General features: G+C 59.8%; 17 protein-coding genes and 5 tRNA genes. 7 read left to right on the top strand and 15 right to left on the bottom strand.

What is annotated here, in order from left to right; genetic code table 11:
• Positions 1–16 precede the first annotated feature (16 nt).
• Positions 17–3,295, top strand: a complete 3,279-nt coding sequence (locus tag J1G18_RS13245; protein ID WP_135296209.1) for a PAS domain S-box protein — start codon at positions 17–19, stop codon at positions 3,293–3,295.
• A gap of 86 nt (positions 3,296–3,381) precedes the next feature.
• On the top strand, positions 3,382–5,073 hold the full coding sequence (locus J1G18_RS13240; protein ID WP_223007824.1) for a molecular chaperone HscC: 1,692 nt from the start codon (positions 3,382–3,384) through the stop codon (positions 5,071–5,073).
• On the opposite strand, the gene J1G18_RS13235 is transcribed toward J1G18_RS13240, so the two are convergent.
• From J1G18_RS13235 to gltX, 12 genes are all read right to left on the bottom strand, one after another.
• Complete coding sequence (locus J1G18_RS13235; protein ID WP_223007823.1) at positions 5,070–7,754, bottom strand: DUF805 domain-containing protein; 2,685 nt, start codon at positions 7,752–7,754, stop codon at positions 5,070–5,072. The genes J1G18_RS13240 and J1G18_RS13235 overlap by 4 nt on opposite strands.
• Entirely contained in the window at positions 7,751–8,446 is a 696-nt protein-coding gene (locus J1G18_RS13230; protein WP_223007822.1) for a DUF1266 domain-containing protein, read from the bottom strand. The genes J1G18_RS13235 and J1G18_RS13230 overlap by 4 nt, the downstream gene beginning before the upstream one ends.
• A gap of 186 nt (positions 8,447–8,632) precedes the next feature.
• On the bottom strand, positions 8,633–9,079 hold the full coding sequence (locus J1G18_RS13225; RefSeq protein WP_108183245.1) for an Hsp20 family protein: 447 nt from the start codon (positions 9,077–9,079) through the stop codon (positions 8,633–8,635).
• Between the two features lie 122 nt (positions 9,080–9,201).
• A complete protein-coding gene (locus J1G18_RS13220) occupies positions 9,202–10,161 on the bottom strand; it encodes a tRNA dihydrouridine synthase (protein ID WP_223007821.1) in 960 nt (319 codons plus the stop codon).
• A gap of 162 nt (positions 10,162–10,323) precedes the next feature.
• The gene (locus J1G18_RS13215; RefSeq protein ID WP_098964657.1) at positions 10,324–10,773 is read right to left on the bottom strand and encodes an acyl-CoA thioesterase; all 450 of its coding nucleotides are present in this window, start codon (positions 10,771–10,773) and stop codon (positions 10,324–10,326) included.
• A 46-nt stretch (positions 10,774–10,819) separates the two neighbouring features.
• Complete coding sequence (locus J1G18_RS13210; RefSeq protein WP_096796149.1) at positions 10,820–11,653, bottom strand: alpha/beta fold hydrolase; 834 nt, start codon at positions 11,651–11,653, stop codon at positions 10,820–10,822.
• A 30-nt stretch (positions 11,654–11,683) separates the two neighbouring features.
• Positions 11,684–12,223, bottom strand: a complete 540-nt coding sequence (locus tag J1G18_RS13205; protein ID WP_007969225.1) for a TetR/AcrR family transcriptional regulator — start codon at positions 12,221–12,223, stop codon at positions 11,684–11,686.
• Positions 12,224–12,404: 181 nt separating this feature from the next.
• A tRNA-Glu gene (locus tag J1G18_RS13200) sits at positions 12,405–12,480 on the bottom strand.
• 81 nt (positions 12,481–12,561) lie between these two features.
• Positions 12,562–12,637, bottom strand: a tRNA-Ala gene (locus tag J1G18_RS13195).
• Positions 12,638–12,690: 53 nt separating this feature from the next.
• Positions 12,691–12,766 (bottom strand) — tRNA-Glu (locus J1G18_RS13190).
• 79 nt (positions 12,767–12,845) lie between these two features.
• Positions 12,846–12,921: transfer RNA gene (locus J1G18_RS13185), tRNA-Ala, on the bottom strand.
• Positions 12,922–13,124: 203 nt separating this feature from the next.
• Positions 13,125–14,606: a glutamate--tRNA ligase gene (gltX, locus tag J1G18_RS13180; RefSeq protein ID WP_003226448.1), complete on the bottom strand. Its 1,482-nt coding sequence runs from the start codon at positions 14,604–14,606 to the stop codon at positions 13,125–13,127.
• 229 nt (positions 14,607–14,835) lie between these two features.
• Here gltX and J1G18_RS13175 point away from each other — a divergent pair, with 229 nt between their 5' ends.
• Positions 14,836–15,885 carry an HlyD family secretion protein gene (locus J1G18_RS13175; RefSeq protein WP_027611523.1) on the top strand — a complete coding sequence of 350 codons (1,050 nt, stop codon included), beginning with the start codon at positions 14,836–14,838 and terminating at the stop codon, positions 15,883–15,885.
• Between the two features lie 49 nt (positions 15,886–15,934).
• The gene (locus tag J1G18_RS13170) at positions 15,935–17,425 is read left to right on the top strand and encodes an MDR family MFS transporter (RefSeq protein ID WP_210559006.1); all 1,491 of its coding nucleotides are present in this window, start codon (positions 15,935–15,937) and stop codon (positions 17,423–17,425) included.
• Positions 17,426–17,652: 227 nt separating this feature from the next.
• Here J1G18_RS13170 and uvrB read toward each other — a convergent pair whose 3' ends face one another.
• On the bottom strand, positions 17,653–19,668 hold the full coding sequence (gene uvrB, locus J1G18_RS13165) for an excinuclease ABC subunit UvrB (RefSeq protein ID WP_007969222.1): 2,016 nt from the start codon (positions 19,666–19,668) through the stop codon (positions 17,653–17,655).
• A gap of 337 nt (positions 19,669–20,005) precedes the next feature.
• Here uvrB and J1G18_RS13160 point away from each other — a divergent pair, with 337 nt between their 5' ends.
• Complete coding sequence (locus J1G18_RS13160) at positions 20,006–21,202, top strand: amino acid aminotransferase (RefSeq protein ID WP_223007820.1); 1,197 nt, start codon at positions 20,006–20,008, stop codon at positions 21,200–21,202.
• A gap of 226 nt (positions 21,203–21,428) precedes the next feature.
• Entirely contained in the window at positions 21,429–21,629 is a 201-nt protein-coding gene (locus J1G18_RS13155) for a hypothetical protein (protein WP_003226457.1), read from the top strand.
• Here J1G18_RS13155 and J1G18_RS13150 read toward each other — a convergent pair.
• Positions 21,626–21,856: a hypothetical protein gene (locus tag J1G18_RS13150; RefSeq protein ID WP_003226459.1), complete on the bottom strand. Its 231-nt coding sequence runs from the start codon at positions 21,854–21,856 to the stop codon at positions 21,626–21,628. The genes J1G18_RS13155 and J1G18_RS13150 overlap by 4 nt on opposite strands.
• 227 nt (positions 21,857–22,083) lie before the next feature.
• Between J1G18_RS13150 and J1G18_RS13145 the strand changes: the two genes are divergently transcribed.
• Positions 22,084–22,159 (top strand) — tRNA-Asn (locus tag J1G18_RS13145).
• Positions 22,160–22,414: 255 nt separating this feature from the next.
• Here J1G18_RS13145 and J1G18_RS28240 read toward each other — a convergent pair.
• Complete coding sequence (locus J1G18_RS28240; RefSeq protein WP_223007819.1) at positions 22,415–24,826, bottom strand: YncE family protein; 2,412 nt, start codon at positions 24,824–24,826, stop codon at positions 22,415–22,417.
• Positions 24,827–24,880: the final 54 nt, after the last annotated feature.

Below are 24,880 nucleotides of genomic sequence, written 5' to 3'. Positions count from 1 at the left end.
TCAAGGCCCGTTAACAATGCCGAAATCTGTTGACCGAATTCCGCCGATGCCGCGTATTCAGGCCATTGATCCGCGACGTTCCGAGCAGAGCTGGGAGAGTGCGCCGCAATTGCTCGCCGCGCTCAACGGCGCCCGGCTCGGTGCCTGGTATTGGGACATCGAGCGCGGGCAGATCAGCTGGTCACGGGGTACCCAGGCGCTGTTCGGCTTCGATCCACGTCAACCGTTGCCCCAGGACCTGGAATATCTCGACCTGCTGCCGCCCGAAGACCGGGCGAAAACCGTGCGCGCCTTCCACGCGGTGATCGCCGGCGCCCCGCTGGAACAGGCGATGCACCACCGCATCCGCTGGCCCGACGGCAGCCTGCATTGGCTGGAAATCAGCGGCAGCCTGCTGCCGGACAAAAACGGCCGGCCCCGAATGATCGGGGTGATTCGCGAAATCACCCACCAGCGCCAGCGCGAACAGGCTCTGAGCAGCTCGGAGAAACGTTTCGCCACACTTTTTCACCTGTGCCCGAACATGGTGCTGCTGACGCGCCAGGAAGACGGCCTGATCACTGAAGCCAACCAGTATTTCGAAAGCCTGTTCGGCTGGCCGGTCCAGGACGCCATCGGTCGCACCACACTGGAACTGGGCCTGTGGGTGCACCCCGAACAACGCGCAGAGCTGGTGAAAAAGACCAAGGCCAAAGGTGAATTGATCAGCATGGAGGTGCAGTTCCGCGCCAGCAACGGGCAGATCCATGACGGTATCCTCAGTGCGCAAAAGGTCGAACTCGAAGGCCAGCCGTATCTGCTCAGCACGTTTCTCGACACCACCGAACGCAAAGCCGCCGAACACGCCTTGAAAGACAGTCAGGAACGCCTTGATCTGGCGCTGGACTCGGCGCAACTCGGCACTTGGGACTGGCACATTCCCAGCGGCATGCTCTACGGCTCGGCGCGGGCCGCGCAATTGCACGGGCTGGAGCCGATCCCGTTTCACGAATCATTCGAGGAGTTTTTCGAAGGCGTGCCCGGTGAGGAGCGCGACAGCATGCGCGACGCCTACCGCAGCCTGCGCGAAGGCCCGGCCGGCAACTATCAACTGACCTATCGCGTGCAACTGGCGGATGGCAGCTCACGTTATCTGGAAAGCCGCGCCCGCCTCTACCGCGACGAAAATGGCGCGCCACTGCGTATGGCCGGGACCTTGCTGGACATCACCGATCAGGTCGAGCGCGAGCAACGTCTGGTCGCCTCCGAAGAGAAATTCGCCACGCTGTTCCAGGTCAGCCCCGACCCGATCTGCGTCACCCGTCAGGACAGCGGCGAGTTCATCGAAATCAACAACAGCTTCACCCAGACCTTCGGCTGGAGCGCCGCCGACGTCATCGGGCGCACCGCCGAGGACATCGGCCTGTGGGACGCCTCGGCGAAAAGCCTGCAACGCATCGAGCGGGTGATCCGCGAACAGGGCCTGAGCAATGTCGCAATCATCGTCCAGCACAAGGACGGCCAGTCGCTGACGTGCGTGATTTCCAGCCGGCAGATCAGCGTCGGCAATCAGCCGTGCATCGTCACCACCCTGCGCGACATCACCCAACAGCAGCGCTCCGAGGCCGCACTCAAGGCCAGCGAAGAGAAATTCGCCAAGGCGTTTCACTCCAGCCCCGATGCGATCACCATCACCGAACGTGACACCGGGCGCTATCTGGAGGTCAACGACGGTTTCTGCCGCCTCACCGGCTATCGCGCCGAAGAAGTGGTGGGCAAAACCGTGTACCAGATCGGCATCTGGGCCGAAGAGAAACAACGCTCGGCGCTGCTCGCCGAACTGCAGATCAAGGGCCGCGTGCACCATCAGGAAATGCTCGGGCGCAACAAGCGCGGTGAGTTGCTGACCGTTGAAGTGTCGATCGAACCGATCACCCTCAACGAAACGGCGTGCCTGCTGCTGACCGCCCGGGACGTCAGCCTGTTGAAAAACGCTGAAGCACAGATCCGCCATCTGGCCTATCACGATCCGCTGACCAATCTGCCCAACCGCGCCTTGCTGATGGATCGCCTGAGCCAGCAGATTGCCCTGCTCAAGCGCCACAACCTGCGCGGTGCGCTGCTGTTCCTCGACCTCGATCACTTCAAGCACATCAACGACTCGCTGGGTCATCCGGTCGGCGATACGGTGCTGAAAATCATCACCGCGCGGCTTGAAGCCAGCGTGCGCATGGAGGACACGGTGGCGCGTCTCGGCGGCGATGAATTCGTGGTGCTGCTCAGTGGCCTCGAAGGCACGCGCAACGAGGTCAGTGCACAAGTGCGGGAACTGGCCGACACCATTCGCGAACTGCTCTCGGAGCCGATGTTCCTCGACGGCCAGCGCCTGCAAGTGACACCGAGCATCGGCGTGGCACTGATTCCCGATCACGGCTCGACCCCGACCGACCTGCTCAAACGCGCCGACATTGCGCTGTACCGGGCCAAGGATTCCGGGCGCAACACCACGCAGATGTACCACAACACCATGCAGAAGGCGGCCAGCGAACGGCTGCGCATGGAGACTGACTTACGTCTGGCGTTGTCGCGCGGTGAATTCAACGTGCACTACCAGCCGCAGGTCGATGCGCGGGACAACCGCATCATTGGCGCCGAGGCGCTGGTGCGCTGGAATCACCCGGAACTCGGCGCGCAATCGCCCACTGAATTCATCAAGGTGCTGGAAGACAGCGGGCTGATTCTGGAGGTCGGTACCTGGATCCTCGATGAGGCCTGTGAGGCGTTCAAACAATTGATCGCGCTGAAACTGGTCGACCCGCTCAACTTCAGCCTGTGCGTAAACATCAGCCCACGGCAGTTCCGCCAGAACGACTTCGTCGAACGCATCGAACACAGCATGAGCAGCCACGGCCTGCCCTGCTCGCTGCTGAAACTGGAGATCACCGAAGGCATCGTCATCCAGAACCTGGAGGACACCATCAGCAAGATGCGCCGCCTGAAAAAACTCGGTGTGAGCTTCGCCATGGACGATTTCGGCACCGGCTATTCATCGCTGACCTACCTCAAGCGCCTGCCGGTGGACACCCTGAAAATCGACCAGTCGTTCATCCGCGACGCAACCACCGACCCCAACGACGCCGAGATCATCCGCGCCATCGTCGCCATGGCCCGCAGCCTGGAACTGGAGGTGATTGCCGAAGGCGTGGAGACGCCGGAGCAACTGGCGTTCCTTCAGGGGCTGGGCTGCCATTTGTATCAGGGCTATCTGCACAGTCGGCCGGTGGCGTTGGAGGCGTTGAAAAAGATGCTGTCGTGAGGCGGGCAGTTTGCAACAGATCAATAATTGTCAGGATTTGCGACAACCTGTAGGGTCGCGTTTTTTGCGCTGTTTCGAGATCGATCATGCAGGATGCAACCCTTCCCCGCCCAGCCCTGCTGGGCATTGACCTTGGCACCACCAACAGCCTGATCGCCGTCTGGCAGGACGGTCAGGCCCGATTGATCCCCAACGCCCTCGGCGAGGTACTCACCCCGTCAGTGGTCAGCCTCGATGAAGATGACACGATTCTGGTCGGCAAAGCCGCTCGCGCTCGCCTGACCACGCATCCCGATCGCACAGCCGCTGCTTTCAAGCGCTTCATGGGCAGCGACAAGCGAATCGAACTCGGGAATCGCCACTTCAGCCCGGAAGAATTGTCGGCGCTGGTGCTCGGCTCGCTCAAACAGGACGCCGAAGCATTTCTCGGCTACCCGGTATCGGAAGCTGTAATTTCGGTGCCGGCGTATTTCAGTGACGAGCAACGCAAGCGCACCCTGTTCGCCGCCGAACTGGCCGGCCTCACCGTCACGCGCCTGATCAATGAACCGACCGCTGCCGCGATGGCCTATGGGCTGCACGAGCAAAAGGTCGAGCGCACATTGATCTTCGATCTGGGTGGCGGCACGTTCGACGTCACGGTGCTGGAATACGCACTGCCGTTGATCGAAGTGCATGCCTCCACCGGCGACAACTTCCTTGGTGGCGAGGACTTCACCGCTGCGCTGTTGCAAGCCTGCCTGAAAAACTGGCAACTGACCCCGTCAACGATCGATGCTCAAGGCATGGCCAGCCTTGGCGACGCGCTGGAGCAGCTCAAGTGCAAACTCGGCGAAGGCACTCAGTCATTGCGCTGGCAGCATGTCGACCGGTCATTTGAATGGTCGCTGGACGAAGCCGCCGCCGTGAAGATCTGGGAGCCATTGCTCGCACGATTGCGCGCACCGATCGAACAGGCTCTGCGCGATGCACGCCTGAAGCCTAGGGATCTCGACAGCCTGGTGCTGGTCGGTGGCGCCACGCGGATGCCGGCGGTGCAGCAGATGGTCGCCACGCTATTTGGACGCTTGCCGTATCGGCATCTCGATCCAGATACGATTGTTGCGCTGGGAGCGGCGACACAAGCCGCGTGCAAGGCGCGTGATGGTGCGGTGGAAGAGTTGATCCTGACCGATGTCTGCCCTTACACGCTGGGTATTGCGACCATGCGCGGCAACGGTATCGACGGTGCCTTTTCGCCGATCATCGAACGTAACACCATCATCCCGACGTCACGGGTGGAGCGCTATCACACCACCCATCCCGGTCAGGCACAGATCCGCATTGCGGTCTATCAGGGCGAACGGCCGTGGGTACGCGACAACATCCTGATTGACGCTTTCGATGTCGACTTGACGCCCTGCGATCACATTCAGGAACTGGATGTGCGCTTCAGTTACGACATCAACGGGCTGCTCGAAGTCGACGTCACGCTGCTCGAAACCGGTGATCGCCACAGCCACAGTATTGACCGCAGCCCCACGGGGCTGGATGAACAGGCGCGAAGGGAAAGCCACAACCGCCTGTCCACACTGAAGGTCCATCCACGTGATGCATTACCCAACCGCACATTGCTGGCCCGCCTGGAACGAGCGTGGATGCAGAGCCTCGGCACACAACGCGAATGCATTGCCGAATGGCTGCACAGTTTCACTACGGTACTCGGCGGCCAGCAACCGTCAGAGATTGCCAGCCACCGCTCGGAGCTCAACAAGGCGCTGGATCAACTGCGCCTTTAGCCGTTGAGCCGACGCAAAGCAGCCTGCAGGCCGCCGGAAAGCATGTCGCTACCACCGCTGTCCGGCGGCTCGCCGTAGCGGTTGGGTAATTTATCTCCCGGAAAACCGAACAGCACCAATGGCAAAAATGGCAGGACCGGTGACAGCGCCATGAATATCAGCAACGTGGGTATGCCCCGGCCCATGTCGTGCAACCGGCGCAGAATGGCGCCGAGCAACAGCAGGACACCGAGTAACAGGATGAGAATGCCAGAGGCCGTGGTGCCACTGATCAGACCTGCCACCGGTGTAATCACCACAACCCCCAGAACCTGAGCGATAAAAGCCTTGCGCCCCAGCCGAGACCCCAGGCGCCAGATCGCACCCGCCGGTACCGGCTGAATATCACTGTTGGCCAGCAGTAACCGTTCCGACCAGGACAGCAAGGCACACAATGCCAGCCGTAACCCGATACTGTTCTGCACGTCATCCTTGCCCTGCTGCAATTGGCGCAGTACGCGCGTTTTCGGCACACCGGCAGCGCCATAACGAATCAGGGACTTGAGTGCGTCCAGTGCCTCATACGCCAGCAGTTTGTCGACACCAAAATCCGTCAACACCTTGCGCGGCGGCCACACCGGCTCGCCCTTGATCAAGCCGTCGCGAAAACCTTCGAACCAGTCGTCCTCACAACTGACCGCCGCGATCGACTGCAACAAGGCACGATGCTGTTCGGCGCCCAGGCTCGGGTCGTGATAGAGCACGCCCCAGAACATCAACAAACCCAGCAGATCGTCACCGCAGGCTTCCCGGTCGCTTTCGACGCAGGTGTAAAGCAAGGTATTGGCAGGCAGTCTGGCGCTGTCGAGAGCCTGTTGCACGCTGAACAATTGCTGCACCAACAAACCATGAACCGGATCATCGCCTTGCAGCCATCCCAGTAAACCGTCGCAACTGCCTTGCTCACGCCGCAAGCGTTGCAACAGTGGCTGCAACCGAGCCAAAGGATGAGCAGGATTGAATGCCAGGCGCTCCAGGCACTGTGCATCAATCAACTGCAGCCAACGCCCGGGCTGCTCCAGCAACGCCAGTAAAAACAGGGTCTGGGCATTCCATTCCCATGTAGCCTGCCCCAAGCCAACCGGCGGCAATTCAATACCGCGAAGGCTCAACTGCAGCAGCAGATCGAGTTCGGACAAGTCGCAGTCGTCTTTGACGGCGCTCAGGCTGAACGCTTCGGCCATTCGCTCCAGCGCCGCGGCGCTGTAGGGCCGCAAGCGTCGCAGCCACAAACGACAGACCTTGTGCGTTTCGCCTTTTGTCAGCACCTCGGGCAAGCTGCGCGAAATCGCGTCCGCCTCGCAGAAAGCGTCCATCGCCTGCGCAATCGGGGCACTGCTCAACCAGCGCAGATGCTGCCCGGCCTGATATTTGAAACCGCCCATCACCAGGCATTCGAGCGCATCGACCGGCAGCGGCGCATCCAGAATCTGCTGCAGCAACGCCGAATCCCCCCGATGCAACGCCCAGGCCTGGCGGTACAGCTGCAGCAATCGGCTGTCGGCATTTTCGCCCAACAGCTGTGCTAACAATGGGAGTTCATCGCCCGTCATGCGCCAGTCGACAAAGCTCTGCGCCAGACTATCAAGCTGCAACTGCCCGACATCCAGCCAACGATTCAGCGTCTCCGGGCGCTGTGACGGACTGCCATAGACCTGGCACTCATCCCCGAGATCCTCTGACCAGTCAGCGCAGTCCTGCAGACGATCGAATGCCTGAATCAGCAGCGGTAGAAAGGTCGGCTGTCGCTTGGCACATAGCTCCAGCAGACGGCTTTCAGCCATCGGATGACGATGTTCGCTCCACAGCCGGATCCAGCAAGGCAATGCATGATCGTCCCGGCCCAACAAGCTGTTCTGACAGGCCAGCAAGTACAGCCAGTCCACATCATCCGGAGCTGCAAGTTGCTGCTCGACACAGCACTGCAAAAATGTCGACGCACCGATTCCCGCTTGAGTGAACTGCACCAGCAAGCGCTTGATGAACACAGCATCATCCGGCAACGGCAGGCACGTGTGCTGACTGGCGAAGTCGGCGAACTCATGGAGGGGGCGCTGAGAGAAGATGAAGTCGAGACTACGGGCGTACCACAGCGATTCAGTCTGCGCAGACTCTGACCAGGCGCTCATCAGATCCGTGTTGAATGGGTCGGGCGTTTCGATTCGCTGCAGAAAGGCTTCCACCCGGTGTGCATCATCGAACTCCAGATCGAGCAACTGTTGATCCCAGGCCATTCGCCTGGCCAACAGGTTCGCGCAACGGTAGGACAACGGACCGGCACCCGCCATCCGGTGGTAGAGCCCCCAACTGAGCTCATCAAGCTCATCCAGTGACAATTCATCCAGTGCCTGAACAAATGCCTGCCATGCCGCAAAATTGAACCGCCGCGCGGGATCATCAAGCAGCTCGCAGAAATTCACGAACACCTGAGGGATCGCGACGATCTCCTGCTCTGCCTCTTCGGACTCGTCCTCCTCTTCCTCACGCGCCAGACGCATCGCGTTTTCGTAAGCCACGCGCAACGCCTGAAAGCCCTCCGGATCGGTCTCTGGATGATGCGCCGGCAGGCGTGCGCGGTAGGCATTGCGAATCAGGTTTTCGTCAGTAGTAGGCTCGATGCCCAGTCGGATCCAGCAACTCATGACCAGTCGAACTCCTTGAGCGATGCCGGCCGTGGCGGCAGCTCAATTTCCATGTGCCAAGGCAAATCAGCCAGAAAGTGCGGAATGTTCTGCGCAAGGCCACGAGTAATCCGCAGGTTGTGGGCGCTGTTACCCTGTCGGTCCAGCTCGCAAGCCAGCTCGTCATCGCTGGTGCTCAGGCAGCTCCAAAAGGTCCGACCCACCACAAAACCATTGAAATAAGCCATCCAGCTGCCGTAGTGAAATTGCGCCCTGATGGCCAAGCGACTGTGCAGCCAGTTGCTCTCGACCAAATCGATCCACTGATTGCGTACCGCACACCGCAGGAGAAACCCCATCCGCCCGTAATCCCAGGACAAAATCCCCCCGGGGCCGCAACTGCCGAACGTACGGCTGGCGAATTCATGCAGGACACGCTCGCGGGGGCTCAATACTTCGAGCAACGCCTGCCATTGACTCGGCAGACAACGCTGCCAAGCCAGATAGGCACCGCTGAGATGCTTGGCATGGCCGTCATCGGTCATCCATTCGAGCATGTCGAACAATTGCCGCCGATCATCGATTCCCCAGCTGTCTTTCAGATCAATGTAGTGGTCGTCGCAGAACGCGGGGTCGTCGTACCCGGCGCCGGTATTGAGCGCAGCCATTGGTGCAGAAAGGGCGCACAGCCAGCGCTGTTGAATCTCGTCCATGAAAAAAGGCTCCAGGCCGACCGCCAAGGAGTGGGGCCGGCAAAATTGCGGAGAATTGTAGAGAAACCGCTGTCAGGGGCAAAGTCGAACAGCGCTTTTCTTGCGGCCACAAAAAAGGCCCCGACGGATCGGGGCCTTCATTCAGCGGCTCAGCGCCTGTTCAGGCATTTTGTATCTGCACGTGAATCAGTGCTGCAGAACCGGCTTCTGCGCTCCGTTGATCGGGATGCGCTTGGCTTTCGCTTCTTCCGGAATCACCCGCAACAGGTCGATGCTCAACAGACCGTTGCTCAGATCGGCGGCCTTGATCTCGATGTGATCGGCCAGGCGGAAGGACAGCTTGAAAGCACGCTGGGCAATGCCTTGATGCAGGAAGGTCACGCCTTCGTTGGCATCACGCTTGCCGCCACTGATGGTCAGCACACCCTTCTCGACTTGCAGCTCCAGGTCTTCTTCCTGGAAACCGGCGGCCGCTACGACGATGCGGTATTGATCGTCACCGTGTTTTTCCACGTTGTAGGGTGGGTAGGTGCTGCCTGGCTCGTTGCGCAGCGCGGTTTCGAACAGGTCGTTGAAACGGTCGAAACCCACCGAGGAACGGAACAGTGGTGCCAGGGAAAATGCAGTACTCATGGTTCAAATCTCCTGAAAACAATCAGCAAGGTTTTTTGACTCCGCGACCCGAATTCGGCATCGCGTACCCCTTAGATAGGGACCGCCAAAATGTTTTCAAGAGAGTATTTGCAGATTTTTTTTCAGGCTGCGGCGACGACCGGCAAACCGAGCAAGCGCGAGACCTGGTCCGGCTCTGTCTCGCGGCGCAGCACGGTAAACAGCTCCGTCGCCTCGGGATAATTGCGCGTCAGCATCGCCAGCCATTGCTTCAAGCGACCCGGCGATTGGCGTGCAGTCATCTGCGCCTTGGCTTGCAGCCAGAAGTCCTGAATCAGCGGCAGCAGCTCGGCCCAGCTCATCTCGACCACTTCTTCACCGGCGCGCGCGGCAGCGATCTGCCGGGCCAGATCCGGGCGCGACACCAGACCGCGTCCGAGCATGATGTCTTCGACGCCGCTGATCTCGCGGCAACGACGCCAGTCCTCGACGCTCCAGATATCACCGTTGGCGAACACCGGCACCTTGACCACGTCCTGCACCCGCGGAATCCACTCCCAATGCGCCGGCGGCTTGTAGCCATCAACCTTGGTCCGGGCATGCACCACGATGTGCTCGGCGCCGCCCTCGGCCAGCGCCGTGGCGCAGACCAGCGAGCCGTCAGGGCTGTCGAAACCGAGGCGCATTTTCGCGGTGACCGGGATGTGCGCCGGCACGGCGCGACGCACGTGTTCGACGATGCTGTTGAGCAGTTCTGGCTCCTTGAGCAGCACTGCCCCGCCCCGGGATTTGTTGACGGTCTTGGCCGGGCAGCCGAAGTTCAGGTCGATCACTTCCGAGCCGAGCTCGCAGGCCAGCGCTGCGTTTTCCGCCAGGCACACCGGATCGGAGCCCAACAATTGCACGCGCAACGGCACACCGGAACGGGTGCGGGCGCCGTTGAGCAGCTCCGGGCCGAACTTGTGGAAGTAGGCCGGGGTGAGCAACTGATCGTTGATCCGAATGAACTCGGTCACGCACCAGTCGATGCCGCCAACGCGGGTCAGCACGTCGCGCAGGATGTCGTCGACCAACCCCTCCATGGGCGCCAAGGCAATTTGCATGGGGAAAACACTACTCAGGAAGAAAAAACGTGCGGCAGTTTACTGGATATCGCAAGAAACCGCAGATCCCTTGTAGGAGTGAGCCTGCTCGCGATAGCGGTGGGTCAGATAGAGGAATGCCGACTGACACTCCGCTATCGCGAGCAGGCTCACTCCTACAGTTTAGATTTGGGCTGTTTCTGGATTTTGGATCGCCGGGCCGTAACCCTCGATGAACTCCGCCGGCATGCGCTTGGGTTTGCCGCTGGACAGTTCGATGCAGACGAATGTGGTCTGGGCACGCAGCAGGGTGGCGTTGTCGCTGGGGCGGATCAGCTGGAAGTGCCGGGTCATTTTCAGGCGCTGATCCCAATCGACGATCCAGGTCGCCAGTTGCAGCTCGTCGCCTTCGTAGGCAGCCGCGAGATAATCGATTTCGTGACGCACCACGGCCATCGCCCGATCCAGGCGCCGGTATTCGACCAGATCCAGCCCCAGACGCTGCGAGTGGCGCCAGGCGCAGCGCTCGAGCCAGGTCACGTACACCGCGTTGTTCGCGTGGCCCAGCCCGTCGATGTCCTCGGCGCCTACTTGCAGATCAATGGTGAACGGCGTTGCCCGATCCCAGCCCATGCCCCACTCCCGGTCAGATGATTCAACCGGGGCAGTGTAACGGATGTCAGGCCGATTGCCGCGCTTGAAGGCTGCGCCCCGCCAACAGTGATAACACGCCATCAACCACTCGAGGGTCGGCCAGCACGCGCTGGTGGCCGCCGCTTTCCAGGCGCAGCAGGCGACTGTCGAACCAGGATTCGTGGATCAATTGCGATTCCTTGACCGAGACAAAGGTGTCGTCCTCGGCATGCACGATCAGGCCCGGCATATCCAGTTGATAGTGCGCGACATCAAGGGTCGCGGCGCGCATGCCAACGTCCTGCTCGACCTGGCGGATGAACGCCGATCGGGCCCGCGGTGGCATGCCGACATAGCGGGCAAAACCGCGCAGTACGCCGAGGATCCGTGCGGGGGCTGCGATGCTGACCAGGGTTTCGGTGCGCAGGCCCAGTTGCACCGCGAGCATGGCACTGGCGCCGCCCATGGAGTGGCCGATGACGGCTTGCAACGGTGGCAGTTCGGCGGCCGCTTCGAGCATGGCGCGGGCGAACAGTACGACGTTGGCTTCACGCCCCGGTGAGCGACCATGGGCCGGGCCATCGAGGGCAACGACGGTGTAACCGGCCTCAACCAGCGCCGTGATCAATGCCGCAAACTGGGTGGGCCGCCCTTCCCAACCGTGCATCAACAGCACCGCCGGCCCCTGCCCCCAACGCAGCGCCGACAGGCCGAAGCGCAGCGTGATGCGTTCGGCACTCGCCAGCAGCGGCAGCTCCCAATCGCGCAGTGGCAACGTGCGCGGCGTCATGAACGCCTGACGCATTTTGCTTGCTACTCGTTGCGGTGCAATCCAGCCCAAGGTGCCATTAACGCCACGAACCCACTTCAACGTGTTCATCGCTTTCTCCTCAGGCGTGTTGCCTTCAGGTCAACGCACCGCCGACTTGGCAGCGCGCAGCAATCGATCGGATAAATCGCCCGGGCCCAGCGCACGTGCCAGCGCCAGACCACCCACCATCAACGCCACATCAGCCAACGCCTTGTCGGTGTCCTCGGGGCTGGACGCCAACTGCGCAATCATCAGTTCCAGGTGCTCGTTCAGTGCGATGCGGAAGGATTCCGGCAGACGCCCCAGTTCGCCGATGGAAGCCGGAATCGGGCACGCGGCATCGCTGGAATCGCGATGCTTGCGCGACAGGTAGAACGCAGCGACCAAGGCGCGACGCTCTTCGCCGGTCAGCTCGGAATCCATGTCGGCAATCAGGTCGCGTCGACGGCTGAGCAGTTGCTTGAACGCCTCGAGCATCATCGCGTCCTTGCTTTCGAAGTGCGCGTAGAAACCACCGACGGTCAGGCCGGCGGCGCCCATCACTTCGCCCACGCTGGGATCCGCCGGGCCACGCTGCATCAGTGCGGCGCTGGCCGCCTTGAGGATGCGTTCGCGGGTTTGAGCTTTTTTATCGTTCATCGTTGCCTCCGAATATTACGACTAGAATATTATTCGCATAATAATATTCCGCAAGTCGAGGATATGACCGCTGGTCTGAAGCACAGTGTAAGGAAAAAGGAGAGTTGGCCAAACGCCAGACAAACAAAAGGGCCATTCAATAATTGAATGACCCTTATAAATCCCGCAGAGCGGGTAATCGTGGCGTCCCCTAGGGGACTCGAACCCCTGTTACCGCCGTGAAAGGGCGGTGTCCTAGGCCACTAGACGAAGGGGACACAAACCCTTCTATACAGCTGATCAGTGCTGAGATCTGATCTGATTCAAGGCCGGTGTGGCCAGACCTTGAACTGTAAAATTGGTGGAGCTAAGCGGGATCGAACCGCTGACCTCCTGCATGCCATGCAGGCGCTCTCCCAGCTGAGCTATAGCCCCGGATTTTTCGCCTCGCGGCGGAGCGACATCTTGCAACATCGCTTCTGTAAAACTGGCGTCCCCTAGGGGACTCGAACCCCTGTTACCGCCGTGAAAGGGCGGTGTCCTAGGCCACTAGACGAAGGGGACGCAAACCCTTCTATACAACTGATCAACGCTGAGTGTTGATCGCTTCGGAGCCGGTGTGGCCAGGCTTCGAAGTGTAAATTGGTGGAGCTAGACGGGATCGAACCGTCGACCTCTTGCATGCCATGCAAGCGCTCTCCCAGCTGAGCTATAGCCCCTCATCGTTGATGTCATCGCTGAGGACGGGGCGAATCTTAAGGGCGTATCGAAAGCCTGTCAAACTTATTTTTGAAAAATTTCAAAGTTTTTTGTCGGCATAACAATCACTTACCGCCCTCCCCCCGAAAATCCGGGGGAAAAACGCCGAAGGCCGGAATCAAACGATCCCGGCCTTCGGCGGTTACCGCAGAGTCAGACGTGCTTAAGCAATCGCGCCCAGCAGCTTTTCCCACTCTTTGTTTTCTTTCTTCGACACGCCACCCAGCAGGTCAATCGCCTGGCGCAGACGGAAACGGGTCAGATCCGGGCCGAGGATTTCCATCGCATCGAGCACCGATACCGAACTCGCCTGCCCGGTAATCGCGGCAAACATCAACGGCATCGCGTCACGCAGCTTCAGCTCAAGGGATTCGACCACCGCCTGAATCGTCGCGGTGATGCTGTCCTTCTCCCACTGACGCAGGCTTTCCAGCTTCCACAGAATCAATTGCATCAACTGACGCACCTGATCACCGGAAAGCTTTTTCGATTCGAACAGCTTGGCATCGGGATTGACGCCACCGGCAAAGAAGAAGCCGCCCAGCGGTGCAACCTGGCTGAAAGTTTCCACACGCCCCTGCACCAGCGGTGCGATCTTCATCATGTACTCGGAATTGAACGCCCACTTCTGCACGCGTGCGGCGAACTCTTCCACCGGCAGGTCACGCAGCCACTGGCCGTTGAGCCACGACAGTTTCTCGATGTCGAAGATCGGCCCACCGAGGGACACACGCTTGAGGTCGAAGTTGTCGACCATTTCCTGCAGCGAGAACTTCTCGCGCTCGTCGGGCATCGACCAGCCCATGCGACCGAGGTAGTTGAGCATCGCTTCCGGCATGAAGCCCATGCGCTCGTAGAAGGTCACCGAGGTCGGGTTCTTGCGCTTGGACAGCTTGCTCTTGTCCGGGTTACGCAGCAGCGGCATGTAGCACAGCTCCGGCTGCTCCCAGCCGAAGTATTCGTACAGCAGAATCAGTTTCGGCGCCGATGGCAGCCATTCTTCGCCGCGCAGCACGTGGGTGATGCCCATCAGGTGGTCGTCGACCACGTTGGCGAGGAAGTACGTCGGCAAGCCGTCGGTCTTCATCAGCACTTGCATGTCCATGCGATCCCACGGGATCTCGACATCGCCGCGCAACATGTCCGGCACCACGCAGACGCCTTCGGTCGGCACCTTCATGCGGATCACGTGCGGTTCGCCGGCGGCCAGACGGGCGGCGACTTCTTCCTTCGACAGCAGCAGCGCGCGGCCGTCGTAGCGCGGGGTCTCGCCGCGCGCCATTTGTTCGGCGCGCATCTGGTCCAGCTCTTCAGCGGTGCAGAAGCACGGGAACGCGTGGCCCATGTCGACCAGTTGCTGGCAATACTTCTGATAGATATCGCCACGCTCGCTCTGCCGGTACGGGCCGTGCGGGCCGCCAACGTCCGGGCCTTCGCTCCAGTCGATCCCCAGCCAGCGCAGGGCGTCGAAGATCTGCTGTTCGGACTCGCGGGTCGAACGCAACTGGTCGGTGTCTTCGATGCGCAGGATGAACTCACCGCCATGCTGCTTGGCAAAGCAGTAGTTGAACAATGCGATGTAAGCGGTACCTACGTGGGGGTCCCCGGTAGGCGATGGCGCGATGCGAGTGCGGACGGTGGTCATGGCATGTCTCGAAAAGAATGAAAAGCAAAACAATCAAGCGGCGAATGGTAACAGGCGACACCCGCCCCGCTCCAGCGGGCAGGGCATTTAAGCCAAGTTTGCGTCTGTAACGCCCATAGACCGTGGTGACGGCCCGAATATCAGCCATTGGCATTTACCGTTTATCGGCGGTATGCCAGATTCAGCCGCAGATAACTTTCCTTACAATTCCTCGACTACAGTTTGCCTCATGCCTGCCCAACTCAAGCGTCGTCTGTTTATTTTCCTGCTCCTGGTGCTGTTGATTGCCGGGGGCTTCTTCGCCCATTGGTTTTTCAAGGGGCGTTTTTATGAAAGCACCGATAACGCCTATGTCCAGGGCGAGATCACCCGCGTCTCCAGCCAGTTGAGTGCGCGCATCGACGAAGTGCTGGTGCAGGACAACCAGCACGTGGAAAAAGGCCAGTTGCTGGTGCGCCTTGAACCCAATGATTTCCGCCTCGCGGTCGACCGCGCCAATGCCGCCCTCGCCACCCGCGAAGCCGAGCGTTTGCAGGCGCAGAGCAAATTGACTCAGCAATCGAGCCTGATCGCCGCCAGTGACGCACAAGTGGCGACCACCCAGGCCACGCTTGGCCGCTCGCAGATGGATTTATCGCGTGCTGAAACCCTGCGCAAACCCGGTTACGTTTCCGAGGAACGGGTGACCACCCTCTCCGCTGACGCCCATATCGCCCGCTCACAGGTAGCCAAGGCCCAGGCCGATGCGCAGAGCCAGCGCCAGCAGGTCAATGCACTGACGGCCGAGATCAAACGCCTCGACGCACAGATTGCCAACGCCCGCGCCGATCTGGCGCAAGCCGAACTCAACCTGACCCGCAGCGAAATCCACGCTCCGATCAGCGGCATGGTCGGCCAGCGCGCCGCACGCAATGGCCAGGTGGTGCAGGCCGGCGCCTATCTGCTGTCGATCGTCCCGGACGAAGACATCTGGGTGCAGGCCAACTTCAAGGAAACCCAGATCGGCCACATGCAGCCCGGACAGAAAGCCGAGCTGACCTTCGATGCCTACAGCGACACGCCGATCGAAGCGCGAGTCGACAGCCTGTTCGCCGCCTCGGGTGCGCAGTTCAGCCTGCTGCCGCCAGACAACGCCACCGGCAACTTCACCAAAGTCGTGCAGCGGATTCCGGTAAAGCTGACCTTCAAGGCCGATAACCCGTTGCATGGCAAGATCCGCCCGGGCATGTCGGTCACCGCCACCGTGAACATCAAAGACGCCCCAGACAATGGCCGGTGATTCGCTGATCCGCCCGGTCGGCGAACCGACCCGGCGGGACTGGATCGCGGTGATGAGCGTGATGCTCGGCGCGTTCATGGCGGTGCTCGACATCCAGATCACCAACTCTTCGCTCAAGGACATTCAGGGCGCCCTGTCGGCGACGCTGGAAGAAGGCTCGTGGATTTCCACCTCCTATCTGGTCGCGGAAATCATCATGATCCCGCTGACCGCGTGGCTGGTGCAGTTGCTCTCGGCGCGACGCTTGGCGGTATGGGTGTCGCTGGGTTTCCTGGTGTCATCGCTGCTGTGCTCGATGGCCTGGAGCCTCGAAAGCATGATCGTCTTTCGCGCCATGCAGGGCTTCACCGGCGGCGCACTGATCCCGCTCGCGTTCACCCTGACCCTGATCAAACTCCCCGAACACCATCGCGCCAAAGGCATGGCGATGTTCGCCATGACCGCGACCTTCGCCCCGTCCATCGGCCCGACACTGGGCGGCTGGCTCACGGAAAACTGGGGCTGGGAATACATTTTCTACATCAACATCCCGCCGGGGCTGATCATGATCGCCGGGCTGATGTACGGGCTGGAAAAGAAGGAAGCGCACTGGGAACTGCTGAAAAGCACTGACTACACCGGGATTCTCACGCTGGGTGTCGGCCTCGGCTGCCTGCAAGTCTTTCTCGAAGAAGGCCACCGCAAGGACTGGCTCGAATCGAACCTGATCGTGACCCTGGGCAGCATTGCCCTGCTCAGCCTGATCACCTTCGTCATCGTGCAGATTTCCAAACCCAATCCGCTGATCAACCTCGGCATTCTGCGCAATCGCAACTTCGGCCTGTCGAGCATTTCCAGCCTCGGCATGGGCGTCGGCTTGTATGGCTCGATTTATCTGCTGCCGCTGTACCTGGCGCAGATCCAGAACTACAACGCTCTGCAGATCGGCGAAGTGATCATGTGGATGGGCGTGCCGCAGCTGTTCCTGATTCCGCTGGTGCCGAAGCTGATGAAGTTCGTTTCGCCGAAGTGGCTGTGCACCCTGGGCTTCGGGTTGTTCGGGCTGGCGAGTTTTTCGTCGGGGGTGCTCAACCCGGACTTCGCCGGGCCGCAGTTCAATCAGATCCAGATCATCCGCGCGCTGGGTCAGCCGCTGATCATGGTGACCATTTCGCTGATCGCTACGGCGTACATCCTGCCGCAGGACGCGGGGTCGGCATCGAGTCTGTTCAACATCCTGCGCAACCTCGGCGGTGCGATCGGCATTGCCCTGCTCGCCACGCTATTGGATGCGCGCACCAAGACCTACTTCGATTATTTGCGTGAAGCGGTGGTGCCGACCAATCCGCAAGTGGCCGAGCGACTGGCATCAATGACCGACCGCTTTGGCAGTGACACGGCGGCGCTCGGCAAGTTGAGTGAGATCGTGCATCAGCAGGCGCTGATCATGGCCTACAACGATGCGTTTCACTTTGTCGGGATTGCACTGGGGGTCAGCATGTTGGCGATCTTGTTGACCAGGAAATTACCGGCGGGGTTGAAGGCTGGGGAAGCTCACTGATTTTTGTGGTGTCTGGACCGGCCTCTTCGCGAGCAAGCCCGCTCCCACAAGTTTCTTTGGTGCTCACACATTTCGTGTACACCATCAATCCTTGTGGGAGCTGGCTTGCCAGTGATGGGGCCAAGTCAGCCCTCACAGGCTTCTTTGGTGATCACACATTTTGTGTACACCATCAATCCCTGTGGGAGCGGGCTTGCTCGCGAAAAGGCCCGGTCAGGCGATGAAGATCAAACAGCCAAAAGCCGCTCGCGCAACTTGGCAATCTCATCGCGCATCTGCGCCGCCGCTTCGAACTCCAGATCCCGCGCCAACTGGTACATCTTCTCTTCCAGCGCGCGAATACGTTTGGTGATTTCGCTCGGTGAGCGCAGTTCGGCTTCGTACTTGGCGTTTTCTTCGGCAGCCTTGGCCATGCCCTTGCGCTTCTTGCTGCGCGAACCGGGCACGGTGGCGCCTTCCATGATGTCGGCGACGTCCTTGAACACACCCTTCGGGGTGATGCCGTTTTCCAGGTTGAAGGCGATCTGCTTGTCGCGACGACGCTCGGTCTCGCCAATCGCCCGCTCCATCGAGCCAGTGATGCGATCAGCGTAGAGAATCGCCCGGCCATTGAGGTTACGCGCGGCCCGGCCGATGGTCTGGATCAGCGAGCGCTCGGAACGCAGGAAGCCTTCCTTGTCCGCGTCGAGAATCGCCACCAGCGACACTTCCGGCATGTCCAGACCCTCGCGCAGCAGGTTGATCCCCACCAGTACGTCGAAGGTGCCCAGACGCAGGTCGCGGATAATCTCGACCCGCTCGACGGTGTCGATGTCCGAGTGCAGATAACGCACGCGCACGCCGTGGTCGGCGAGGTAATCGGTGAGGTCTTCGGCCATGCGTTTGGTCAGCGTGGTGACCAGCACCCGCTCCTCGACCGCCACGCGTTTGGTGATTTCCGAGAGCAGGTCATCAACCTGGGTCAGCGCCGGACGCACCTCAACCTGCGGGTCGACCAGACCGGTCGGACGCACCACTTGCTCAACCACGCGACCGGCATGCTCGGCCTCGTAGTTGCCCGGCGTCGCCGAGACGAAAATCGTCTGCGGGCTGACCCCTTCCCACTCGTCAAAACGCATCGGCCGGTTGTCCAGCGCCGACGGCAGGCGGAAGCCGTATTCGACCAGGGTTTCTTTACGCGAACGGTCGCCCTTATACATCGCGCCGACTTGCGGGACGCTGACGTGGGATTCGTCGATCACCAGCAAGGCGTCGGCCGGCAGATAGTCATACAGCGTCGGCGGCGCGGCACCGGCCGGACGTCCGGACAGGTAGCGCGAGTAGTTTTCGATGCCGTTGCAGTAACCCAGTTCGAGGATCATTTCCAGGTCGAAACGGGTGCGCTGTTCGAGGCGCTGGGCCTCGACCAGTTTGTTGTTGCTGCGCAGGTATTCGAGGCGCTCCTGCAACTCGACTTTGATGTGCTCGATGGCGTCGAGCAGGGTCTCGCGCGGCGTCACGTAGTGACTCTTCGGGTAGAAGGTGAAGCGCGGCATCTTGCGGATGACTTCGCCGGTCAGCGGGTCGAACGCGGAGATGCTCTCGACCTCATCGTCGAACAGCTCAATGCGGATCGCTTCCAGATCGGATTCCGCCGGATAGATGTCGATAACGTCGCCGCGCACACGGAACGTCGCGCGGGCAAAATCCATGTCGTTGCGGGTGTACTGCAGATCGGCCAGACGCCGCAGCAAGGCGCGCTGATCGAGTTTGTCGCCGCGATCGACGTGCAGCACCATCTTCAAATAGGTTTCCGGGCTACCGAGACCGTAGATGCACGACACCGTGGTAACGATGATCGCGTCCTTGCGCTCGAGCAACGCCTTGGTCGCGGACAGACGCATCTGTTCGATGTGATCGTTGATCGACGCGTCCTTCTCGATGAAGGTGTCGGACGACGGCACATAGGCTTCGGGCTGGTAATAGTCGTAGTAGGAAACGAAATACTCGACCGCGTTGTTCGGGAAGAACGCCTTGAACTCGCCATACAGTTGCGCGGCGAGGGTCTTGTTCGGCGCCAGCACCAGCGTCGGGCGCTGTACCTGCGAGATGACATTGGCGATGCTGAAGGTCTTGCCCGAGCCGGTCACACCGAGCAGCGTCTGGTGCGCCAGCCCAGCCTCGATGCCCTCGACCAATTGGCGGATCGCTTCAGGCTGATCGCCGGCGGGCTCGAAGCGGGTGACTAGCTGGAATTCGGACATACACACCTCTGGGATCGCGGCTCGCGCAGAAAACAGCCGAGCCGCGGGGATGACCGCAAACGACCGTTGTCGCCCAAGGAAAAACGAAGATTGTGCTCAATGTGGAGCCGATTGCCTCGCCTTTCAAGGCAAACGTCCTACATCCGGTAAAGTCTCTGACAGAGTCAATCGACTAACGGTCAAGAAATAATCGGAAAAACTTGCCTGAAAAGCTGAATCGCCTGTCGCCATTGCTCAGTGATGGCCTCTATACTAGCTCCCCGTTTGTGCACCGCTCTAGTGCATTCGGCTGGAGCGCGACACGTCCCTCCACTCTCCATTCAGAGCCGCCGTAATAATGAGCCTGTTCTCCGCTGTCGAAATGGCACCCCGCGATCCAATCCTGGGCCTCAACGAAGCATTCAACGCCGATACCCGGACCACCAAGGTCAACCTGGGTGTAGGTGTTTACTGCAACGAAGAGGGGCGAATTCCCCTGCTGCGCGCGGTGATCGAAGCCGAAACCATTCGCGCTGCTCAGCACGCCTCCCGTGGCTACCTGCCGATCGACGGCATCGCCGCCTATGACCAGGCCGTGCAAAAGCTGCTGTTCGGTAACGACTCGCCGCTGATCGCTGCCGGTCGCATCGTCACCACTCAGGCGGTCGGCGGTACCGGCGCGCTGAAAATCGGTGCCGACTTCCTCAAGCAACTGCTGCCGAACGCCGTCGTGGCGATCAGCGACCCGAGCTGGGAAAACCACCGCGCGCTGTTCGAAACCGCTGGTTTCCCGGTGCAGAACTACCGTTACTACGACGCCGCCACCCACGACGTGAACCGCGCCGGCATGCTCGACGACCTCAACGCCCTGCCGAACGGCTCGATCGTTGTGCTGCACGCCTGCTGCCACAACCCGACCGGCGTCGACCTGACCCCGGCCGACTGGAAAAACGTGCTGGAAGCGGTCAAGGCCAAAGGTCACGTGCCGTTCCTCGACATGGCTTACCAGGGTTTCGGCGACGGCATCGACGAAGACGCCGCGGCTGTGCGTCTGTTCGCTGAATCGGGCCTGACCTTCTTCGTTTCGAGCTCGTTCTCCAAGTCGTTCTCGCTGTACGGCGAGCGCGTTGGCGCCCTGTCGATCGTCAGCGAATCGAAAGAAGAAAGCGCGCGCGTGCTGTCGCAGGTCAAGCGTGTGATCCGCACCAACTACTCCAACCCGCCGACCCACGGTGCAAGCATCGTCGCCGCTGTGTTGAACAGCCCGGAACTGCGCGCCCAGTGGGAAGCGGAACTGGCAGAAATGCGCCTGCGCATTCGCGGCATGCGCGAGCAGATGGTCGCCCTGCTGGCCGAAAAAGCCCCGCAGCGTGACTTCAGCTTCGTCGGCCGTCAGCGCGGCATGTTCTCCTACTCCGGCCTAACCACCGAACAGGTGCACCGCCTGCGCAACGAGTTCGGCATCTACGCCCTGGACACCGGCCGCATCTGCGTCGCGGCACTGAACCAGAGCAACATCAAAGCGGTCACGGATGCGATCGTTCAGGTCATCTGATTTCGCCTGGCAATGAAAAACGGGAAGCCTTGGGGCTTCCCGTTTTTTATTTGTCCGAAGGAATGCAACATTCCCTCTAAACTGCACACAAATCGAAACTGTAGGAGTGAGCCTGCTCGCGATAGCGTCTGATCAGTTGAGGCTGCACTGCCTGACGCACCGCTATCGCGAGCAGGCTCACTCCTACAGGTTTTGTGTACACCCGAGATTTCTGAAGAGAGACAACATGAAAAACGACAACCTGCGCGCCGACCGAGACGACCTGGATGACTTCATCCCCCGCACCACGGCCAAACGCGACAAAAGCCTGGTGCTGCAAGTCGCAGCGGGCGTCTTCCTCGGCGGCCTGGCCCTGTGGCTGGTGCAACTGGCCGCCACCGCCGCTTACGCCAAACTGATGCTCGGTACGATCACCTTCGGCGGTTAGGCCAGTTCCGTCGCCCGTTGACTGGCCGCATCGTCATACGCGACGTAGAGCGATTCGGCGATCTGGCTCTTGATCGCCTTGGTGCTTTCCAGACCGAGCACGAAACCTTCGGCCTTGCCGCCAGCGCGGTTCAACTCCTCAGCGGTGCTGGCCTGGGTAATCGCGTCGAAGAGTTTCTCGGCGTGCGGGCCGACGCCTTTAGGCAGGCTGATCTGCGTGACGCTCATACGAACACCTCGCGTGAAAGAGAAATCAGAACGGTTTGAATCATGGCGCGTACCTTTTGGCGAATGGCCGGCAGCGCGTGTGACCACTTCCGGGCAACCATGGTAGACCTGTGAGGCGGTTCTGGTAATCGCTAATCGCTGACAAAGCACCGTCCGTCCTGCTCAAACCAGAAATTTTATATCCCGTGCTTGACTTCTCTTTTTGAATCAGTAACATACGCACCAATTCCGCAATAGCTCAGTTGGTAGAGCAAATGACTGTTAATCATTGGGTCCCTGGTTCGAGTCCAGGTTGTGGAGCCAAATAGCAAAGCCCCTGAATCGCAAGATTCAGGGGCTTTTTTGTGGACGCTCGAAAAGTCAAAAGATCGCAACCTGCTGCAGCTCTTTGTATCTCGACTTTCGAGGGAGGGACTCGAGTCGTGAGCTCATTAGGCTTTTTGCCCGTGATGTAGATCGTGCTCCAGCCCTCCACACTCACTTATATAGTTAATTCGAACGGTATCTTGGGTCCGTCTCTGGCGAGAACATATATGAGACGTTTAGCATGGGTTCGGCTCATCCTACGGCTAAGATCATGAGTTCCTTTTTACTAAGATTACAGACAAAGGCGCGTGTGCCATCCGGGGTAATTGCGATCCCAGCCGGCAAATCTGAAGATGAATTAATGTTGTTAATCACTGACGGGGTTACCGTATCGATGACCGAGATGCCATGATTATAATTATGGGTAACGAAGGCATGCTGGCCACCCCGTGTGATGGCAACTCGTTTATGGCCTCCCGCAATGTTGAGTATCCGGCTCACCGATTGCGTTAGCGTATCGATAACCGACACCTGATTGCCCGATGGTCTACCCACAAATGCGAGCAAGCCGTCCGGTGTAAAGACTATCCCGGACTCGATCCTGACAGGGATCCGATTAATCACCGAAAGACTTTCCGTATCTATAACTGCAAATGTGTCGCTATAGGGCAGGCTAACATACGCATGCTTGCCGTCTGGTGTGATGGCAACGTCCCAATTGGAATTCCCTATGTGAATTTGCTTTATCACTGACTGGCTCATCGTGTTGATGACCGAGATATGTTGGCTTTCGCCGTTAGCAACATACGCATGCGTACCGTCCGGGGTGAAAGCAATTCTATACGGACGATTCCCTACGGAAATGGTATTAATCACGGAAAGACTCAGTGTATCGATGATTGAAACAGTTGAGCCGGCACTGTTGGTTATGTACACGTATCTCCCGTCTGGCGTGATGGCCACTCCATCATAGAAGCCTCCTCTAGTCTCAATGGTCTTGATCACTGATTGGTTCAGCATATCGAGCACTAGGACTCCACCGCTGCTTGTTTGTAAAGTAATGAACGCTCGCAAACCATCCGGTGTGAAGGCTATGTCAAAGGGGGAGTTTGGCAGGGAAATGGTCCCAATCTCCCCAAAAACCACTAGCCTTGCCGTGACTGTCTGAGTACCGCTAACCGCAGTCAGATTATAAGCCCCCGGTGCTCCTTGGCTTTTCACGCCACTGACGGTCAACGTGCCGTTACTGTCAGTCAAGAAGTCACGTCCCCCCGTGCCACTGTCGGCATAAGTGAAGTCTGCCGGCAGGGTCAAGGTGATTTTTCCATTCGGCACAGGCGCGCCTTGAGTAGTGCTCAAGCTCAGGACTATGGCTTGGACCTGGCCGAGTGAAGTGGTCAGATAGGGAGAGTTGGTAAAAGCCAGAGCCCAGTCGTTCTCTATGTTCACCGTCCACTCCCCCGACTCCGTCCCGCTGCCATACAACGCTTTGGCCTGGAACACATGCTTCGTACGTGTCAGCCCGGTCAGTTCAACAGTCCATATACCTTTGTCATCGGCCTTGGGCTTTTTGCCAGTGGAGGTAGCACCGTCGAAGATTTCCACTTCCTGCCCTACAGCCCCGGTGCCCTCAAGCGTGATCGAGGTGTCGACGGTCGTGCCGCCCGGGAGAATCTCATTCCCTTTGGAGTCTTCCACTCGGGTAATGTCGGGGCGCACATCCTCAAGCGCTTTGATCATGTAAGTGCGCACAGGGAAGTCCACTGCCTCGCTCTCATTCGTGTTCTTGCCGAACGCGGCTTTGAATTCCATCCTTAGCGTGCTGCCATCCTTGAGGTTTCTCAAGCCTGCAAAGGCGATGCTTCGCTCGTAATAACCTTGATTGATCCACTGGGCGCTGACCATTGAGCCTGGTGCCGTATGAATCTGCAGGTTGTAGTCGCTGCCATCAGCGTTCGTCCCTTTCAGGCGCAGCCAGACATATTGGCCTGTGGCAATCAACGGCCAGACGCCCATGCGATAGGTGGCATTGGTGGTCAGATTCCCTACGTTGAACTCCGGGCCTTCGCCGTTGTTGTCCGCGTCCTTGATGATCGGTTTGAGCAGTTCATTCTCCGGCATGCTCAACACAGTCAAATCAAAGACGAGGGACGGCAGCGGCTTGCCGTCGCGGATGACGACGTAGGACACCTTCACATCTTTGTTCAGGTTGAACGCGACCACACTATTTGGAATCGCAAACTCCCGGTTGCTGCCCAGCGGCCGAGGAACAGAGGTGTGCGAACCGCCTGCGGGCGTACCCTGTGCGCCAGTCCAGGTGGCGATGATTTCATCAGTTGGCAGCAACGCGCTGTTGTCCGGCACCACGATGGTCAAGGTGTCCCTGACCAGCAGCGGGTTGAGTGCGCTGTCGCCGTTGTTCTCCTTGATCGAGGGGGCGAGCAGTTCCAGCGCGACACCCACGGTGAACACCAATGGATTCGAAAGGCTGGTCTCATCTGTGGCATTCCGCCAGAGCTGGTAGCGGACGGTGATCTTGCTGCCGCGGTTCGGTTCGATGTGCTGGGCGACGAAGGCGGCGTCCAGGTTGATGACCCAGTCTTGTTGGGCGGTTACGGCATTGAATTTGCGGGACCCGGGTTCCTCGCCGGAGATGTCGCCCACCCACTTCCAGGTGGCCTCGTCGTTGGCTACCCATGGCTTCACCACAGGCCTGGG

Source organism: Pseudomonas sp. MIS38, assembly GCF_019891575.1.
In the GTDB taxonomy this organism is placed as follows: domain Bacteria; phylum Pseudomonadota; class Gammaproteobacteria; order Pseudomonadales; family Pseudomonadaceae; genus Aquipseudomonas; species Aquipseudomonas putida_A.
This window is presented reverse-complemented; position numbering and strand designations above follow the sequence as displayed.